The sequence below is a fragment of the Rossellomorea aquimaris genome (assembly GCF_020171925.1).
Classification (GTDB): Bacteria; Bacillota; Bacilli; order Bacillales; family Bacillaceae_B; genus Rossellomorea; species Rossellomorea aquimaris_F.
Genome location: NZ_JAIVAR010000003.1, coordinates 128324 through 146444 on the forward strand (window position 1 = coordinate 128324; position 18121 = coordinate 146444).

The 18121-nt window shown below is 44.2% G+C and carries 21 protein-coding genes; 4 read left to right on the forward strand and 17 right to left on the reverse strand.

Annotated features, from left to right (window positions below; genetic code table 11):
* Positions 1–168: 168 nt before the first annotated feature.
* The 10 genes from LCM10_RS11975 to LCM10_RS12020 all read right to left on the reverse strand — a co-directional run bounded on the left by LCM10_RS11975 (position 169) and on the right by LCM10_RS12020 (position 8870).
* Positions 169–678: a mismatch-specific DNA-glycosylase gene (locus LCM10_RS11975; protein ID WP_224876958.1), complete on the reverse strand. Its 510-nt coding sequence runs from the start codon at positions 676–678 to the stop codon at positions 169–171.
* A gap of 263 nt (positions 679–941) precedes the next feature.
* Positions 942–1862: a methyl-accepting chemotaxis protein gene (locus LCM10_RS20775; protein ID WP_318247494.1), complete on the reverse strand. Its 921-nt coding sequence runs from the start codon at positions 1860–1862 to the stop codon at positions 942–944.
* A 172-nt stretch (positions 1863–2034) separates the two neighbouring features.
* A complete protein-coding gene (locus LCM10_RS11985) occupies positions 2035–2307 on the reverse strand; it encodes a DUF6612 family protein (protein WP_224876512.1) in 273 nt (90 codons plus the stop codon).
* 228 nt (positions 2308–2535) lie between these two features.
* The gene (locus tag LCM10_RS11990) at positions 2536–2820 is read right to left on the reverse strand and encodes a glutaredoxin family protein (protein WP_224876513.1); all 285 of its coding nucleotides are present in this window, start codon (positions 2818–2820) and stop codon (positions 2536–2538) included.
* A 13-nt stretch (positions 2821–2833) separates the two neighbouring features.
* The gene (locus LCM10_RS11995; RefSeq protein ID WP_224876514.1) at positions 2834–5290 is read right to left on the reverse strand and encodes a heavy metal translocating P-type ATPase; all 2457 of its coding nucleotides are present in this window, start codon (positions 5288–5290) and stop codon (positions 2834–2836) included.
* Between the two features lie 19 nt (positions 5291–5309).
* Positions 5310–5525 carry a heavy-metal-associated domain-containing protein gene (locus LCM10_RS12000; protein ID WP_224876515.1) on the reverse strand — a complete coding sequence of 72 codons (216 nt, stop codon included), beginning with the start codon at positions 5523–5525 and terminating at the stop codon, positions 5310–5312.
* Between the two features lie 30 nt (positions 5526–5555).
* Entirely contained in the window at positions 5556–6017 is a 462-nt protein-coding gene (locus LCM10_RS12005; protein ID WP_224876516.1) for a CopY/TcrY family copper transport repressor, read from the reverse strand.
* 296 nt (positions 6018–6313) lie between these two features.
* Entirely contained in the window at positions 6314–6514 is a 201-nt protein-coding gene (locus tag LCM10_RS12010; RefSeq protein ID WP_224876517.1) for a cold-shock protein, read from the reverse strand.
* Between the two features lie 459 nt (positions 6515–6973).
* Complete coding sequence (locus LCM10_RS12015) at positions 6974–8128, reverse strand: ABC transporter permease (protein ID WP_224876518.1); 1155 nt, start codon at positions 8126–8128, stop codon at positions 6974–6976.
* Complete coding sequence (locus LCM10_RS12020) at positions 8118–8870, reverse strand: ATP-binding cassette domain-containing protein (protein ID WP_224876519.1); 753 nt, start codon at positions 8868–8870, stop codon at positions 8118–8120. Before LCM10_RS12020 ends, LCM10_RS12015 begins: the two co-directional genes overlap by 11 nt.
* Before the next feature lie 186 nt (positions 8871–9056).
* On the opposite strand from LCM10_RS12020, the gene LCM10_RS12025 reads away from it, so the two are divergent.
* Together LCM10_RS12025 and LCM10_RS12030 are read left to right on the forward strand one after the other, a co-directional pair.
* Entirely contained in the window at positions 9057–9755 is a 699-nt protein-coding gene (locus LCM10_RS12025; RefSeq protein WP_224876520.1) for a LytR/AlgR family response regulator transcription factor, read from the forward strand.
* 14 nt (positions 9756–9769) lie between these two features.
* Positions 9770–10753: a sensor histidine kinase gene (locus LCM10_RS12030; protein WP_224876521.1), complete on the forward strand. Its 984-nt coding sequence runs from the start codon at positions 9770–9772 to the stop codon at positions 10751–10753.
* Positions 10754–10840: 87 nt separating this feature from the next.
* Here the strand turns inward: LCM10_RS12030 and LCM10_RS12035 are convergent, their stop codons facing one another.
* From LCM10_RS12035 to LCM10_RS12045, 3 genes are all read right to left on the reverse strand, one after another.
* Positions 10841–10996: a hypothetical protein gene (locus tag LCM10_RS12035; RefSeq protein WP_224876522.1), complete on the reverse strand. Its 156-nt coding sequence runs from the start codon at positions 10994–10996 to the stop codon at positions 10841–10843.
* Between the two features lie 178 nt (positions 10997–11174).
* On the reverse strand, positions 11175–11939 hold the full coding sequence (locus tag LCM10_RS12040; RefSeq protein WP_224876523.1) for a MerR family transcriptional regulator: 765 nt from the start codon (positions 11937–11939) through the stop codon (positions 11175–11177).
* Between the two features lie 117 nt (positions 11940–12056).
* On the reverse strand, positions 12057–12638 hold the full coding sequence (locus LCM10_RS12045; protein ID WP_224876524.1) for a vWA domain-containing protein: 582 nt from the start codon (positions 12636–12638) through the stop codon (positions 12057–12059).
* Between the two features lie 200 nt (positions 12639–12838).
* On the opposite strand from LCM10_RS12045, the gene LCM10_RS12050 reads away from it, so the two are divergent.
* Positions 12839–13327, forward strand: a complete 489-nt coding sequence (locus LCM10_RS12050; RefSeq protein ID WP_224876525.1) for a hypothetical protein — start codon at positions 12839–12841, stop codon at positions 13325–13327.
* A 40-nt stretch (positions 13328–13367) separates the two neighbouring features.
* Here the strand turns inward: LCM10_RS12050 and LCM10_RS12055 are convergent, their stop codons facing one another.
* Positions 13368–14240 (reverse strand): AraC family transcriptional regulator, encoded by an 873-nt coding sequence (locus LCM10_RS12055; protein WP_224876526.1) that lies wholly within the window; start codon positions 14238–14240, stop codon positions 13368–13370.
* A gap of 248 nt (positions 14241–14488) precedes the next feature.
* Here LCM10_RS12055 and LCM10_RS12060 point away from each other — a divergent pair, with 248 nt between their 5' ends.
* Positions 14489–14995, forward strand: a complete 507-nt coding sequence (locus LCM10_RS12060; protein ID WP_318247495.1) for a DUF2202 domain-containing protein — start codon at positions 14489–14491, stop codon at positions 14993–14995.
* Positions 14996–15046: 51 nt separating this feature from the next.
* Here the strand turns inward: LCM10_RS12060 and LCM10_RS12065 are convergent, their stop codons facing one another.
* The 3 genes from LCM10_RS12065 to LCM10_RS12075 all read right to left on the reverse strand — a co-directional run bounded on the left by LCM10_RS12065 (position 15047) and on the right by LCM10_RS12075 (position 18010).
* Entirely contained in the window at positions 15047–15535 is a 489-nt protein-coding gene (locus LCM10_RS12065) for a response regulator transcription factor (RefSeq protein WP_224876527.1), read from the reverse strand.
* Between the two features lie 69 nt (positions 15536–15604).
* Entirely contained in the window at positions 15605–16630 is a 1026-nt protein-coding gene (locus LCM10_RS12070) for a fatty acid desaturase (RefSeq protein WP_224876528.1), read from the reverse strand.
* A gap of 189 nt (positions 16631–16819) precedes the next feature.
* Positions 16820–18010 carry a DUF4145 domain-containing protein gene (locus LCM10_RS12075; protein ID WP_224876529.1) on the reverse strand — a complete coding sequence of 397 codons (1191 nt, stop codon included), beginning with the start codon at positions 18008–18010 and terminating at the stop codon, positions 16820–16822.
* Between the last annotated feature and the right edge of the window lie 111 nt (positions 18011–18121).

Genomic DNA, 18121 nt, shown 5'->3' on the forward strand with positions numbered 1-18121 from the left:
TTCCCTCAGTAAAATCCTGTTAAACGTAATCACTCCATCAAATTTCCATCCAAATTCCGCCCAAAGTACCTTAAAGATATGGTTTTGCTCCAACTCTCCCCGTCACGTCAACCATACATCCGAAAACCTAGGATGAATCTACTTTAATCCACAAATGAAAGGACGCCCTTAAACAGGACGTCCTTCATTCAACAACTCTTTATAGATACCTGCAATCTCATCCACCTTCATCCTCACCAGGCCGCTTGAAGACGGCGCAACAAAGTCACGGACTCCTTCCACGACGGATTCCTCCTGCCATCCCCAGGGAACCTTCTTCTTCCTCGCAAACTGTTGATAGACTCCCTTTCCGACATAACAGGCTGTACGCGGCATGTAAGTGTCCAGTTTATCTTTTAAAATCACCCTACCCTTTTCATACTCCTCTTTTGAAATTTCAGAGGCATCCTTCGTTGGACGTGCTACGATATTCGTCATTCCGTATCCGAGCTCGATCAGGTCACCATCTTCCTCCGCCTTGTATAATCGGGGTGTTATACCCGATTGATGGAGGATTTTCCAGAACCGGTTGGTTGGATTTGCGTAATGATGACCGGTTTCACTTGACATGATGCTCGGATTGAACCCGATAAAAACGATGTGGAGCCCTCTTTTCAAATGATCAGGTATAGAATTCAACTGCTCACCTTCTTTCATTAAGTAGTGTTATCTCCTATTTTATCGAAAGGGCTAGTGAAATCCAAAAAGCCTGCCCCCTGAAAGAAGGGACAGGTTGTGAGTGGATGAAACGTCTAGATGTAGGTATCGATCTCGTTCATTTCTTCTTTCATGTACACAAATCCTGGACTGATATTAATCGGAATCTCCTTCCCATACCGCATGAACATACTGAAGGCCCGTCCCTCAATACTTTACACGATGGAAGTCGGGCCTTTGTACGCTTATAGGATATGTTGAAAATTCTTTGCCTGCTGATCGAGCTGGCGGGCAGCACTTCCGATCTCTTTAAAAGCCGCCACGGTTTGTTCATTGATGGCCTGGTTGTTTGAAATCCCTGATTGTGAGCGGATTGTTCCTTCGCTTATTTTGTTGATTTCGCCAGATATCCCCTCGATACGTGCATTGACTTCACCGATGGAATCCTGCACTCGGGTGGCAAGCTTCCTTACTTCTCCGGCAACAACATTAAACCCTCTTCCATGCTCCCCTGCACGGGCGGCTTCGATGGCTGCATTCAGTGCCAGCAGGTTGGTTTGCATCGCGATTTCCCTGATTGTTTTCACTATGCTTTCTATCGATTTCGCCTGGGATTTAAGAGATTCCATGATCACAAGATTTTCTTCCGACTCTTTCACGAGCCTTTCTATAGCGAAGCTCGCCTCTTCACTTCCCGCTATCCCAGCTTCCGCTTTCTCACTGAGCTCCGCAGACATCTGCTGCAATTCAAAAGCAACCTTGAAGGTAGCATTCTCACGCTCTGTTATGTCCGTTGCAACTTTCACCACGCCGATGACTTTCCGCCCGTCATCATAAACCGGGGTGTATGTAGCTTCCAGCCATATGAGTTGCCCACGTTTTGTCACGCGCTGAATCTTTTCCTGAAAGCTTTTTCCGTTCCGAAGGTCTCTCCAAAGCTGCTGATACTCACTACTTTCCGCAAATCCGGGTGTGCAGAATTGCCTATGCATCATTCCTGGCATCTCATCGACTCTATATCCAACCGTATTGGCAAAATTCTCATTCACCCATAACACATTTCCGTTTGGATCAAATTGAATCATCGCCAGTGACCTTCCTATTGCACCCACTACTTGCTGGGGGTTAAATCCCTCAGTACTTCCTGGTAGTTCAGTACTAAACATCGTATTCATCCTCTTCCTTTTTCACAGATTCAGCCGTTATATATTTTCTAACATATACCATTCATAAGACTATCGTACTAGTTTTAAGGTTGTTCCACAAATTAGAACTCTCGATTTCGAAATATTTTTCATAATAAAAAAACGTGTGAATCATCCACACGCTTTCTCGTCATTATTCGTCCTGCAAGGCTGATTCATCGAATTCTACTACACTCTCTTTCACGTCTGCTGGAATCGTAATTTTATCAATCTCATTGATTTTCGAGTAGCTCCCCTTCATCTTTTGATGGGTTTGCACCTTTTTGCGCTCGATTTCCATCGTAAAATCCATCTCTATTGTAAACGTCAACGGATGATAGGTCTTCTTGTCGATTTCATATGTGTAGTTCAACTGATCTTTCACCCTTTCAGTGTGCCATAAGGAGAGCTTTTGAAGTTCATACAAGTGGGTTCTCTTTTTCCATGCCGAAATTCGCGCTATTCGTGCCATCCCCTGTATATTCAAGCCACTTTTAAAACTTGCGTGCCATTATCCCTTATATTCATGCCGTTTTTCAAAAGATACGTGCCACTTGTCGGACATTCTTTGAATCGTAAACCATTTCTAAGAATCCAACTTTCCTTACATTCCCCATAAAAAATGGCCTCCAATTCTACTGGAGGCCAAACTTCATCATTTGATTTTACCCACTAATTGTTCAATCTCTTTCCGGTTCACTTCAAATCCGATTAAATTCTTTACCGGTCTCTTCCTACCAAGCAGTCCTTTTTTATAAAAAGCAAAAAAAGGGACGATACGGGAACCAGAAAGTTCTTTCATTTCTTCTTCGAATGATTGGTCTTCACCGACGTTTTTGTCGATGTAATCGATGTTTTCCTCGGCCAAGTATTCTTTCGCAGCTTGACAATCGGAGCAACTCGGCCGTGTATAGAGTTCTAAAAGTAGATCCTCGTTCATCTTCTATCACTCCTTACACACTTGATGGTTTAAAGCCTTTCAAGCGAAGGGCATTCAACAGGACCGAAACGGAACTGAAACTCATGGCAGCCCCGGCAATCATTGGATTCAGCAGGGGGCCTCCGAATAAGTGAAGTACCCCCATTGCGATCGGTATGCCCAGGATATTATAGGCAAATGCCCAGAAAAGATTCTGTTTAATGTTCCGGATCGTGGCTTTGCTCAGTTGGACCGCCGTAGGGACATCCATCAGGTCGCTTCTCATGAGCACGATATCCGCTGATTCCATTGCAACGTCCGTTCCTGACCCGATTGCGATTCCGATATCTGCCTGCGCAAGGGCGGGGGCGTCGTTGATTCCATCACCGACCATGGCAACCTTTCTTCCCTCATCCTGAAGCTTCTTGACTTCGTTCGCTTTATCTTCAGGAAGCACTTCACTGAGTACGCGGTCAATTCCAACTTGCTCAGCGATCGATTGTGCGGTCCGCTTGTTGTCACCGGTGATCATGGCGACTTCTATCCCCATTTTGTGAAGCTTTTCAATCGCTTTAAAGCTTGTTTCCTTCACGGTGTCTGCGACCGCGATGATCCCTGCGAGTTCTTCTTCGACCGCGATGTACATTGGTGTTTTACCTTCAGAAGCAAGGCGATCGGAAGTATCCTTCCATTCACCCAACTCAACATCGTTTTCTTCCATGAGCTTGCGATTTCCGAGTAACAGATCTTTCCCATCGACCGTCACTTCAAGTCCTTGACCGGTAATCGCATCAAAGAAATCTGTTTTTAAGAGGGGTAGCTCTTTCTCCTCCGCAGCCCTCACAATCGCTTCTCCCAGTGGATGCTCTGAACCTTTTTCAGCTGAAGCGGCAAGCGTCAGAAGTTCGTCTTCTGAAACATCATGTACGGTCACAATATCTGTTACAACGGGTTTTCCCTCCGTAATCGTCCCGGTTTTATCAAACACGATGGTGTCAATCTTGTGTGTCGTTTCAAGTGCGCCTCCGCTCTTGATCAATACACCATTTTCAGCACCCTTTCCTGTACCGACCATGATGGCTGTCGGAGTCGCGAGTCCAAGTGCGCATGGACAAGCGATGACAAGGATTGAAATGGCGATGGTGAAAGCGAATAGACCAGACTCACCACCAAAGTACCAGGCGACGCCCGTCAGGATGGCAAGCACGATGACGATCGGCACAAAATAGCCTGAAATAACGTCAGCCATTTTGGCAATCGGGGCTTTCGAACCTTGGGCATCCTCGACAAGCTTGATGATTTGGGACAGGGCAGTATCTTTACCAACCTTTGTCGCCTCATAACGGATCGTTCCGTTTTTATTGATGCTGGCTCCGATAACAGAATCTCCTGCTTCTTTTTCAACCGGGATACTTTCACCCGTCAGCATCGATTCGTCTACAGAAGTCTTACCTTCGACTACCACACCATCGACCGGCAGCTTTTCACCGGGCTTCACGACAATGATGTCTCCGACTTCGACTTCTTCTATCGAAATTTCAGATTCCTTCCCGTCCCTGATGACGATCGCTGTTTTAGGGGCAAGCCCCATTAGCTTCTTAATGGCTTCTGACGTTTTACCTTTTGACAGAGCCTCGAAATACTTACCTAATGTAATCAACGTGAGGATGACCGCCGCTGATTCATAATATAGATCCCGCGCATAGCTTTCATTCCCCAGGACGATGAATATTGAGGCAATTACACTGTACACAAAGGCCGCACTCGTACCAAGAGCCACTAAGGAATCCATGTTTGGATGCCGTTTTATCAACGTATTGAATCCGACGGTAAAAAACGGCTTCCCCATCATCATGACGGGAATCGTCAAAGCGAGCTGAATGAGCGCAAAGCCTGTCGGGTTCATCATTGGATCAATCGCTTCTGGAAGCGGCATTCCAAGCATATGGCCCATGGAGACAAGGAGCAGTGGGATCGTAAAGACAGCCGAAACCCAGAAACGCTTCCACATATGTTTGATATGCTGCTCTTTCTTTTCTTTATCCTCATCAACCTGATCGCCGGCATCGGTATCTTCTTCGGCTTGATAACCGGCATCAGCCACCGCTCGTTTGATATCGGTCACACTAACCATCGACGGGTCATATTCAATGACCATTTTTTCCGTTGCCATGTTGACACTTGATTCTTTTACTCCTTGGAGCTTTCCTGTCGCTTTTTCAACGGACTGTACACATGAGGCACAAGTCATGCCTGTGACATTGAACGTTTTCCTCTCCATTTCCGTGACGGCTTTATAGCCTGCATCATCGACCGCTTTTTTTATCTCATCCAACGTAATTTCACTTTCATCATATGTGATCCTCAGTTTCTCAGTGGCCAGGTTTACACTGGATTCCTGTACGCCCGGTAATTTCCCAGTCGCTTTTTCGACCGTCTGCGAACACGACGCACATGTCATTCCTTCGATGCTCAACGTTTTTTCCGTCATCGTGTGAGACCACCTTTACTTATTTGATTGGTTCTGATTCGTATCCCGCTTCAGTGACCGCTTTGCTTAAGCTTTCCGGAGATTGCTTCGTTTCATCGTACTTCACTTTGGCTGATGCATTCTCAAGATCGACTTTCGCTTTTTCCACCCCGTCAAGACCATTTAAAGTTGTTTCCACTTTCTTCACGCAGTTTCCGCACGTCATTCCTGATACTTTCAATAATGTTTTTTCCATGTTTGAACACTCCTTAAATTTTCATTTTATTTAATGCTTGCAGTTCTTTCCGTGATCTTTCCTGCATGTGCACTGACCAGGGACGCAGTTGCATGCGACCTCGTCTACAGCGTCCTTTTTCTTTGTTTGTAAAGCGTCCTCGAGCAGCGCGATGTCAGCGTGACTGAGGGTCGCCTCTTGAATCAAATCGGCAATCGTCTTACCTACTGCGCGGCTGCAGATGTGATGGAATAAACCCGCCTTCAATGTTTTAAGACTTTCTTCCTCACTGACCGCGGCGGTGTAGATGAAACGGTTGCCGGACTTTTCTGTTTGAAGCATGCCCTTTTTGACCAATCGTCCGATAAACGTCTTTGTCGTTGCCGGCTTCCACTCTTTTTTATCTTGAAGTACTTGATTAATCTCTTTGCTGGTCACTTCACCAAGTGCCCATACGACCCGCATCACTTCCCATTCCGAATCCGTGATCTCAGGCTTTTCTTCATTGGGCAAGGACTATCACCTCTCTTATCGTTTACAAATGTAATCAATTTATATTCATAGTTTACAATTGTAATCGATTTTAGTCAATCAGTTCGCTCTTCGTCCGTGTAATTTCAGGAAGTGACTTGTCTCTATTCAATCTTTCTATATTCTGTACCTCTGACCGAATTATATAAACTACTATGCGTATGAGGGCAAGCCCTATACAAAGGAGCTGTCAAAATCAACCCTATACTTTAAGAACAGAGCCAAACAAACAAAAAAAGGACCCTCAATAAGAGGGTCCTTTTTCAGCAAAAATGCTATTATGCTTTAACAACGTTAGTTGCTTGAAGTCCGCGTTGACCTTGCTCAGTGTCAAAAGATACTTTTTGACCTTCGTCTAAAGTTTTGAAACCTTCGCCTTGGATAGCTGAGAAATGTACGAATACATCTTCTCCGCCTTCGATTTCGATGAAACCGAAACCTTTTTCTGCATTAAACCATTTAACTGTACCTTGTTGCATAATTGTTTCCTCCTGTGTGGAACATTCCACGATTTATTACTATTCATGCTCAATGAGAAATCAAAGGCTAAAAGTGTAAAACTTCCATTCCTTACTGACCGAACAAAAATAATTCATACTAAGACTAACAGGAATTGAGTGGAATAGCAAATTTTATTTCACGGATATTCTAGAAAAAATTACTATCTACTCCTTAATTCACTTCTCCTCGGCCTCTTCGCTCATTGTTAATCTGCTTCAATGTCACGATAAGGCCTGTAAATCCAGCTGTAAACGAACCAGGCAGACTGTACAATAAAAATTTCCAGTTGCTTGTTGCCAGAGAAATAACCGTGAAAATTATCGGAAAGCCTATCAAGACCATCAATGCCGTGAATAACGCTATTTTTGTCCCTCTTTTCATGCTGACCACCCTTTCTTTTCGTCGAAGCTAACCAAAATACCGATGCTAAACGAACCTTAGTTTAGAACCCACTTATCCTTCAAAAACAGAATGCGGCCGATGATGAAGACAACAAGCATCACGATCAGATTGCTTGAAATCGTGATGGCAAGGTGCTGATAATCGACGATTCCAAATAAAAGCTCTTTCATCTGGCTGAATAAATTCAAAATCGGGATGGCAAAGTGATGGACTTCGAGCTCATTTACCCCAAGGCTGCTGATGATCATCCCTGGAAACATCGCCAGCATGGAAACCGGAGTATAATAGCTTTGCGCCTCCTTCACCGTTTTCCCCATGATGCTCGTAATCATCATGATGGATGAATTGAAGACCGCATAAACTAAAATAACCATTAACGACAATCCTGCAATCGGATAAAGATTTTCACCAAACGATATCGCTTCCTTTAATTTTTCAGTGAAGAATGAGATTTCAACCAACATGACAGATAGGGTAATGAAACCCATGAGCGTACTCAATGTTGAGATGGCTAACCACTTGGCGAGGACAAGTGTCGAGCGGTTGACTGGAGTCATAAGCAAGGCTTCCATCGTTTTCTTTTCTTTTTCACCGGCGAATAGTTCGACAGCCGACGGACTGGCACCGATGCCGATTGCAATGGCAAGGATGAGTGGTACCAATAAAGCGAGCATGTTGACGCTGAGGTCTTCGGAAAGTTCTTGTTGGTTCATGGTAAACGGCTGGATGACGGAAAGATCCGTACCTTGGGCTTCCAAGCGCTGTGCCGTAATCTCCTTTTCGAGCGAAGTGAATTCAGTCGTGACAATGGCAATCAGACTCGACGATTTCTGGCTGAAAGAGTCTCCAATGACGGTAACCTCTTCATGCCCCCCGTTCTCCACCGATTCCATGAAATTCTCACCAATAATCAGCCCAGCCAGGGCATCGCCATCACTGACCATCTGTGCAGGGTCGGAGGTCTTGCTGATCGTAACATTTTCATAAGAAGAAAGCCGTGTTAGAATTTCTTCATCCGCGCCTTGATTGACTGCCAACTGATAGGTCTCTCCCTTATCATCCGAAAGCATATTTTCATAGAAAAACGTTAATCCACTCATCATCAAGATCGGCAGAAGCACAATCAGGAACAATGTACGTCTATCGCGGAAGCTGTCTTTCATTTCCTTCATATAGATCCTACGAAGCATAGTGCTCATTCCCCCTGACCAACTTACTCATAAAGATATAATTCAAATCCCGACTTTTCTCATTTTTATAAAGCTCTTCGATATCCCCTTCATAGACGAGCTCCCCTTTATGGATCATGGCCACCTTACTGCAGAGCATTGTGACCTCTTCCATAATGTGACTGGAAAAGATGATTGTCTTTCCTTCCCTCTTAAGCTGATGAACAAGCTGCCTGAAAACATTTGAAGAGGTGATATCAAGACCCGTGGTCGGTTCATCGAACAGGATGATGTCCGGATTGTGGATCAGGGTCCTCGAAATTGCCACCTTCTGTCTCATCCCTTTTGAGAATCCTCCCACTTTCCGGTCCAAATAATCCCTCATCCCAAACATCCTGGCGAGTTCATCTATTCTCACCTTCGTCTCGTGTTTACCTAGACCGTATAGACCTGCGAAGTACTCAAGATTCTCGCGGGCTGTCAAACGTTCATACAGTCCGGTTTCACCACCGAATAAAACACCAATCTTTCTCTTTATCTCGTTCGGGCTCTTAACGGTGTCATATCCAGAAACCGTCACCGTTCCTTCAGTCGGCGTCAGGAGAGTGGCAATCGTCCGGAGCAGCGTCGTTTTTCCTGCGCCATTTTCCCCGAGCAAACCGACAACCTCCCCTTCCTTCACTGAAAACGTTACGTGTTTCAGTGCAGTCACGTAACTCTTTTTATCTTTAAATTGCTTTGTCACTTCTTGAATTTCAATCATCTCATCCACCTCGAGTTTTTGTAATCTTGTTATTATCTTACAAACATTACATGGAAGAATCTGCACTTTTGTCGTGAATATTCCATTTCATGTCGCGAAAAGGTCAAATCCCGATGAAAACGTGGTAAGATAAACGTATCCTAATTTGGAAGATTTTATCTTTATGTATATGAAAGGCTGAATGAAATGAAAATTGGATTGGTTGATGACCGGCTGATTGATTTGGATAAATTAAATGGAATCGTGGCAGGGATGCCAGGAGTTGAAATCGTATTTTCGACGACTTCGGCGGAAGAAGCCTATGAACAAATCAAAAAGGAAACAGTAGATGTTCTGATTGCAGATATTGAGATGCCAAACCTTTCCGGATATGAACTCGCTGATGTCATTCATTCCCACGCCTTGAATATTTCCGTTATCTTCGTGACCGCCAACAGTGGATACGCAGTCCATGCATTCGAACTGAATGTTCACGATTATATAATGAAGCCTTATGGGAAGGATCGGCTGATCAGTTCAATAGAACGGCTGAAAGAGAAAACGAAATCAGCCGAAATGAAAGGAAGACTATATCTTAAACAGAAAAACGACATCCACATTATACAGAAAAAAGATATCGTCTTTATCGAACGGTCTGGAAGGTCGACAACCATACATACAAAAGATGAGGAAATCAAGACATACTTAACACTTAATGAACTCGAAGGCGAGCTGCGGGAACGGGATTTCATCCGCTCCCATCGCTCATTCATCATCAATATCCACTACGTAAAGAACTTCTCCCTCTATGCCAAGAACTCGTACATCATCAGGTTTGAAGGGCTGGAGGCACAGGCAATGATCACGAAAGATAAAGTGGATTTCCTGCAGGAACATTACTTCTAAAAGGTGGCAGAGCGTTGAAACATCAGATTTTTTGGTATTGGGCGTATATCGCGGTATTCAGCTTTATTCATTTGCATTTTTTCTTTAAGGGATTTCAGGTCGAGCACCACTACTTGATTAGTACTCTCATTACTTTGTCCGTCACATTTATTCTTTATCGAAACATCCACATATCACTCTTGGGACTCGGTGCTCGGTGGAACTATGGTATTTTCATTTGGCAATGTGTGATCCTCGCTATCTATCTTGGAACGGAACCCGCACCTATTTATGGTGGCCTTTTCACGATCTTTATAGGAATTGAATGTGTAAGAATAGTAGGGTCCAGAAAGATTTCAGGCCTGACTCAGTCCATCAAGCAATTTGAAGAAGAACAAGAACAGCTGAACGAAACCTTCAGGACGGTCCGCAGTGAACGGCATGATTTCCTCAAACATATCTCCGCCCTTCATTTTATGTTGGAACATACCCAGGTGAAGGAAGCAAAAGCATATCTGGATGATCTGGTGGACGGATATGAAGAAACGAACCTTTCTATAAGAGGAGAGAGAGGCAGCGTCGCCGGCATTCTTCATACGATGTACAAAAAAGGGAGGAAGCTGGGAATCGATGTAATCTATGATCTTGATATGCCTCTTTCCACTCTCCCGTTTTCAGACAAAGATCTTGTCACTCTTCTTGGGAATCTCTTATCGAACAGTCTGGATGCCTGTGAAGAATTCCAGCAGAAGAAAGGCAACCAAGCAACAATGACTTTACAATTCTATAAAAGAAGTGGATTGTACCTGTTGTTTTGCGAGAATGACACAACAGCGATTCCGGCTCACATTCTCGATAAACTTTATGAGAGCTATGGTCATACGACCAAAGCGGGGCATCATGAAGGTCTTGGGACTAAATTGATTGATGATGTCGTGAAGAAACATGGAGGCTATTTGGATTTCATCCATAAGGACGAGAAGTTCATGGTGAAGATCAAGTTCCCTGCCATTCACTGAATGAATAGTGGATGGCAGCTTACGTCCCTGCTGCAGCCGAGTTTTTTCAAAAAAAGAAGCAGGCAGTAAGGAGATTATGTGCATTCTTTACTGTCTGCTTAACCGTTCGATATCTGCCTCGAATTTATACACACTTTTGTTTAAAGCTTCGGTTCTGTTATCAATATGATCCATTATTTTGTCTGTTAAGGTGCCAAGGCTGTCGACAGGACCTTTCTGGAATTCCTCTTGGCTTTCTTCCATTTTCCCAAACCTGGTTCCGAGACTTGACTGACATTTTTCAAACCTTTCAGTTCGGTCAAAATTTGCGGCAAGGTCTCTTCCAAAAGTGATCATCCCCTCCGGCTTGTGTGTTTCCTTCAATATAGCATCTTAGGTAAAGGGACAATACAAGGAGTCCTTGCACAGCCCCCTTCTTTCTCTATAACTTCATTCCAGTGTAAATATAGATCGCGTCTCTCAGAAATGCCGCCACTCCATCTTGATCTTTATCATAGAAGGCTTTGAAGCGTTCGTCTGCTACATACATATCTGCAAGTCCGGCGTGTGCTTCCTTGCTGTATTGCGGCCAGTACAAGCTAATCCATTGTTTGTGGAGGTCTGCTGCCTTCTGGGCGGCATCACTTGATGGATTACCGGATTTAATGGCTTCCGCAAGCGTTTCATGGATCTCTTTGGCGAGTCTATCTGCTTGCTCATATTCTACCTGAGACATATTTTGAAGTTTTGCATTCGATTGGTCGACGGACTCCTCGCCATACTTCTTTCTTATTTCTTTTCCATATTTCCGTTCATTTTCATCGATCATCTCTTTCTTGAACCCTTCAAACTTTTCTTTATCAGACATCTTCGTTCTCCCTTCCTTCACGGCAATGGTTTTATCGACATTGGCTATCAGAAGATCAAGCTGCTTTCTCTTTGATAGTAATTGATTGCGGTGTTCAGCCAATGCGCTTGATACGTCATATGTGGGATCCTCAAGAATATCCTTTATTTGTTGAAGTTCTACGCCAAGTTCCTTGTAAAAGAGAATTTGCTGTAGCTTATCGACTTCATTCTCCCCATAGATCCGGTATCCTGATGAATTGATCCTGGCCGGCTTCAGGATCCCGATTTCATCGTAATACCGGAGGGTTCTGGTACTCACACCCGCTAAACCCGCGAGCTTATTCACGGTATATTCCATTGATCTCACCTCCTGACAATTTAACGTTACACCATGACGCCGCGTGAAGGTAAAGGGGAATTCCAAAAAAATCATCAATTCCTTAATGGACATTGGAATCCCAGCTTGTTCCCAAACTTAGTCTAACCTTTTCTCCGACACCGAATTGCAAACCATGTCATACATCTTCACGACACCTTCACTTGATGCTTCAAATGAGAATGCATCCTCCTTATGGATACCGAGGGACTCCGCTTCTTCTGCTGCGTCTATGTTAGCACCCATGAAGATGAATTCCCAGCTGTACTTCTCCTTCTGGTGTTGGATCATCCCTTTCACTTTCTCATAGGTATACTCCATGCTGGCATTTTCCATTCCGTCAGTCGTTATGACAAAGATCACCTTGCCAGGCTTCTTTGTTTCTTCCGTTCCGGAAAGCCTTCTTCCTGTTTCCGCAATCGTTCTTCCGACTGCATCGAGTAATGCCGTACATCCTCTCACATAGTACTCTTCGTCTGTCAATCTTGCATGATTGGCATCGATTCCGTTCCACAGGATTTCTGTCTGGTCATCAAACAGGACGGCTGTAAGTCTTGTATCACCTTTTGTACACTGCCTATCAATAAATGCATTGAATCCGCCGATCGTGTCGCCTTCCAGTCCCCCCATGGACCCACTTCTGTCCAGCAAGAAAATAATTTCAGTCAAGTTCTTGTTCATCTTCAGCTTCCTCCTTATTGGTTCATGATATAATCATAAAGAACTTCAACCATTATTTGGTCGCCTGGAAAGCGACATTTAAGAAAGTTGCATGCGTCTTGTTCAGCCCCGATACATCTCAAGGTGCTGTGGGCTGTCGATGGCCATCTCTCAATTTATAGAATTGCTTTTTTATCATTTTTAACAGGAGGTCTTTTCCTTTGCTCCAAAAAGAATTGTTAAGCGAAATCGAAGCATACATTTCCCTTCATCTTCATAACACCATTGATTTATGCCTCGAAGCACCTCAAAACATCTACAATGAAGAGCTTGTTCCCAATGAATTAGAGGATTTTATCACCATCAATCGTAAGCCGACTCTTAATCAAATACTATTTCAATTCATCGATGAAAAAGGGGTCAACGATTCGGCGGTTTACAAGAAGGCGGGATTGGACCGCAGGCATTTTTCTAAGATTCGCTCAAACCCTGATTATCACCCTAAGAAACCCACCCTGATCTCACTTGCCCTCGCGCTAGAGCTCGACAGAGACGACGCAGAAGATCTATTAAACACGGCAGGGTATTCCCTGTCGGAGAGTGAGACATTTGATTTGATCATCCAGTTCTGCCTGAACAAAAAGATATACGACCTCCACATTGTAAACGAGATCCTCCACTATTATGAATTGAAACCGTTGAATGCATAGAAAAAGAGAGCAGGGTCAAATCCTGCTCTCTTTTCATCCGTCACTTTATCCGGATCGGTATCCAGATCTCACTTTTAAAATCCGGGGAACTGATATCCTTATGTTCATTCCAAAGGATCTCAGGGCCCTCTGCCTGTTCATGATTCGAAGACGGGAACCATTCCGAGTAGATGCGGCCCCACACGTTTTGAAGTGTATCAGGGAATGGGCCGACGGCTTCAAATACCGCCCACGTCAATGCAGGTACCTCGAGCTTTTCAAAGTGATCGGGGCATTCTTTTGTGGTGGCTGCCCCGATGTAATGATCGAGTTCCCCTTTTTCCTCCATCCTGCCTTCAGAGAAGTTGACCGAGGCACTGATCAACCCGGAAGGTTCGATATTGGAAAGACTCTTCATCTCACTGATCATTCCTTCAGTCAAGCTGCTCCACATGGAAGCAATATCCGGGTTGACCCCGTTGAATATGATCGGCACCCTTTTCATTATGCCAGCAATGCAAAAGGCTTCCTTCTCTACAATACGATAATTCATTTCTTCCACTCCATCTATGGTTAATTGGAAGGTCATTTTTGGAAAGGCTTTAAGGGCACTGCCATTTCCCCTCGCTTCTGTCGGCGTGCACCCATGAAATTCCCTGAAGGCTCTTGTAAATGAGTCAGGGGACCGGTATCCGAATTTAACCGCTGCATCGATCACTTTCACATGCTGATTTCTCAATTCATGAGCGGCCAGAGTCAATCTTCTTCTCCGGATGTATTCCGACAGGCTGATGCCGGCAAGGTAAGAAAACATCCGTTGAAAGTGGTATTGGGAACAAACCGCACGCCTCGCTACTTCCTTCAAGTCAATTTCTTCCGACAAACTCTCTTCGATATAGCTTAAAGCCTCATTCATTTTTTGAAGTGAATCCAAGTGAATGACCTCCTTTACACTCATAGAATAGCAGGGATTTTATAGCTGTACCCGACAGTTCTTGCCGAGTTTTGCAGGCTTATCGCTCACGGCTTTTCCTAAATGACAGTATAATGCTTATCCTATTATGCATACAACATCCTTCGGGTCTCTTTTTCCGGAATGGAATCGGATGATAGTAGGAACTTTACAGACTACCACTTACATACGATAAGGTGACATGAGAAATAGCAGGAGGATGTTTGTTTATGGATCGATTCCCTTATAGGTTCGGAGCTCATTCCGAACGTCCCTATTCTTATTGGATTCGGCAAGGAGCAGAAAGTTACGGGGCAAAGGGAGCACTGAACGCACCTGACCTCACCTTTCAGGAAATGCTCACCTACGCCATGCAAGATGAATATCTGGCTCAATCAAGATACAATGCGATTCTTGGAACATTCGGTTCAAACCGTACTTTTCAACAAATTAGAGAAGCAGAGCTAAGACATATTTCCGCACTGGCACAGCTATTTAACATGTACGGAATCCCTTTGCCTCCGGACGTTTCACAGACTTTCGTTCAAACACCGGTTTCGGTAAAAGCAGCTTTTGCCCAAGGAGTTCAGGGAGAAATCGAAAATATCGCCATGTATGACAGATTTTTAAGCTATGATCTTCCGTCTGATGCCAGATCCGTGTTTACAAACCTGCGCAATGCATCAGTGAATCATCTTGCTGCATTTGAAAGAGGACTTGCAAGGAGGAAGACATGAACAAAGGCCCGTCCCGCAGTGCGTTAAAGCAGTGCAGAACGGGCCTTTTGTTTATCCAGCTGGCATTTTGATTTTATCTTTCAGGGTTGAGAAGTAGGTTTTGACTGATTTCATTGCTGTCAGTGGAGGCGGCGCTTCCGGAATATCCTCTTGATCCATCAGTTCAGGGGTATAGATGCGGCTTCCGCTCATGATGCTGCGGATCGAACCGGCAAGCTCTTCACCTGGACTGTCCTTTAGCAGGTACCCGCTGATATCGGCTTCGATGACACGCTTATAGTATCCGTTCCTTGCGAAGGTGGTCAAGATGATCACTTTGCATTGGAGGTGCTTCAATTCTTCCGCTGCTTCAATACCAGTCTTCCTAGGCATTTCCATATCCATGATACAAACATCGGGTTTCACTAGATTCACAAGCCTGACAGCCTCTTCCCCATTCTTCGCAAGACCCACCACGTCCATATCCTCTTCTAAATCGAGAAGGGATGCAATCGCTCCCAACAGCAACGCTTGATCCTCTGCAATGACAATTCGAATCATGTAAGTCTCTCCTTCATTCCCGGCTTTACAAATATGACCCCCCTTATGAGAAGGAGAGTCATGTTAATCTTATAATTCAGGCTTCGCTGCAGTGGAGATCTTTGTTTTCGGTAAAGACCTGACCTCTTTAAAACTTACAAAGTTCTTTCGATCTTCGTCCCACAGGCGGAAACGGAGGGATGTCAAACTTGTAGCGAGCGTGATTGTCGGTACGTGCTGCAGTTCTGGAATGCTGTTGTGAGTCTCTTCAAGTCTGTAGTTCGGCACTCTCGGACTTAAATGATGAATATGGTGATAGCCGATATTCCCGGTCAGGAATTGAAGCACTTTCGGAAGCTTATAATAAGAGCTTCCTTCCACTGCCGCTAATACATATTCCCACTCTTTGTCTTCTTCAAAATACGAGTCTTCAAATGTGTGCTGAACGTAGAACAGCCAAATGCCCGCTGCACCTGAGATCATGAAGATGGACCCCTGCACGATCAGGAACTGCTGCCATCCGACTGTCACACAGAGAATAACCGTGACAGCAGCGATCAGAATATTCACAAGATACGTATTCATACGTTCTTTCTTTCTTGCACCTTTGCGATTAAATCTGTTCTTTATAAGGAATACCCAGATAGGTCCCAATGCAAACATGACGATCGGATTACGGTAAAGACGATAAGCGAGGCGCAATTTAAGAGGCGCAGCTTTATATTCATCCACCGTCAGCGTCCAGATATCCCCGGTACCGCGTTTGTCTAAGTTACCGCTTGTTGCATGGTGAACGGTATGGTCATGGCCCCATTGGTCGAACGGGAACACGGTGATGACACCCAGTGCAGTCCCCACAATTCGGTTTGTGCGTCGGCTCTTGAAGAAGTTATAGTGCGTGCAATCATGGAAGATGATGAAGATCCTTGTCAAGAATCCAGCCGCAACCATCATTGGCAGCAGCGCTAACCAATATGAAACGGAAAGAGCTTGATAGGCAAGAACCCACAAGATCATAAACGGTATCACCGTGTTAATCAGCTGCCATATACTTTCTTTTGTTGTCCCTTTTTCATAGGGTGCTACTTGTTTTTTCAATGTTTTAAGGTTTGTCATTTATTCAGATCCCCTTTTCGTTGGGTTGTAAGAACAACTATATAGGAATAAGAAACATATTTTTAGTAGTAGGTGTCATGGCTTGGATATGACAAGTGTCATATTTTTATAGGAAAGGACACAAAAAAACGCCTGAATCCGGTATGTCTTGCTTTAGCGTACCCGGAATCAGGCGGAACCATTTGTTTTTTATGTCATTTGTGAAAGAATACTGAAATTCATCAAAAATTGACGCAACCCTTCAGTGTCGTCAAACTTAAATGAATATCCATAGCTGATTGGGGTTTTCCTGTTATCCCCGCTCTTAGGAAAACGTCTCAGTGCTGTACTGTAACTTGGTTTTTCAGGAAGATCAAAATGACTTGCAGCCGTTTCGGGATGAACAACGACAGTCGTCTGTTTGTTTGGAAGTAGATAAACGATTTGTTTATTCAACTTATGCTCGAACTCCGCTGCCTTTTTCGTTTTATTAACTACTACAAAATCCGCATCGTTAAACGCACTGTACACGTCATCATTTATTTGGATTGTATGGCCAGTCTGTTCCTGCTCGGTGATAAGTTCCGTGCCAGTCATCTGAATGAGCTGCTCCCAGAACTTTTCCATTGAATGAGTACCAATGCCGATCAGATTCATGTGCAAGGTGTCGAGGGAATCCGGCAGTTCCTTTAAAGAATCGATTCCAATCCTAGACAATTCAGAGAGCAGGTAGTTGCTCCCTGTCACTGGAAGTTCGTTCATTGGCTTATCTGCAATCTCCAGTGGAATTAAAAGTACATCATTCATAAACCGCAATTTCAGAGGTCTTTTCGCTTTGGTGACAGGGATCGTTGAATCTGCTTTCTTTTCTGCTTTAACGCCTTCAAGCTGGCGTTGAATATCAGCCCACATGTTGTCCAATTTCCGATCAACATATGGCTTGATGAACTCCTCCAACTCTGCAACATTCAGTGTGTTCGAACGCATAGGGACCGGAACTTTATAGAGTGGTGACTTGAACGTGTGAGACACATAGACCTGCATATACCAAACACTTATATCAAATAAAAAGCGATGGGCCTGGAGCATGTCCGTTACGTTTGCATCCGTTACTTCATGGACCGCTTTATTCCCTTTTTTCCGGATCCACTCGAATTTCATATAAAGATCTTCATCAATTGCATTATCCCGGAACAATCTATGTATGCGCTCTGCGTGCTTCAGTCCGTAAAGCGTTTCAAGCTCTTCTGCTTCACTGATTAATTTGACAATCTCTTCATTATATAATCGGGCTTGCATCAGCGCAGCCTGAGGTTCTTCAAAGATCTTCTCCTCAATACGTGCGGCTAGGTCGGCCAACTCCACCGAAAAATCTTTTACAAATTCAAATATTGACGCCACCATCATCTCTCCTGACTACTATTTTTCCAAAAAATACATTATTAGTTTATCAGAAATAAAGGTGGTATGATCACTAATTTATATTGCTTTCTTCGTACCACAAAAAAAAGA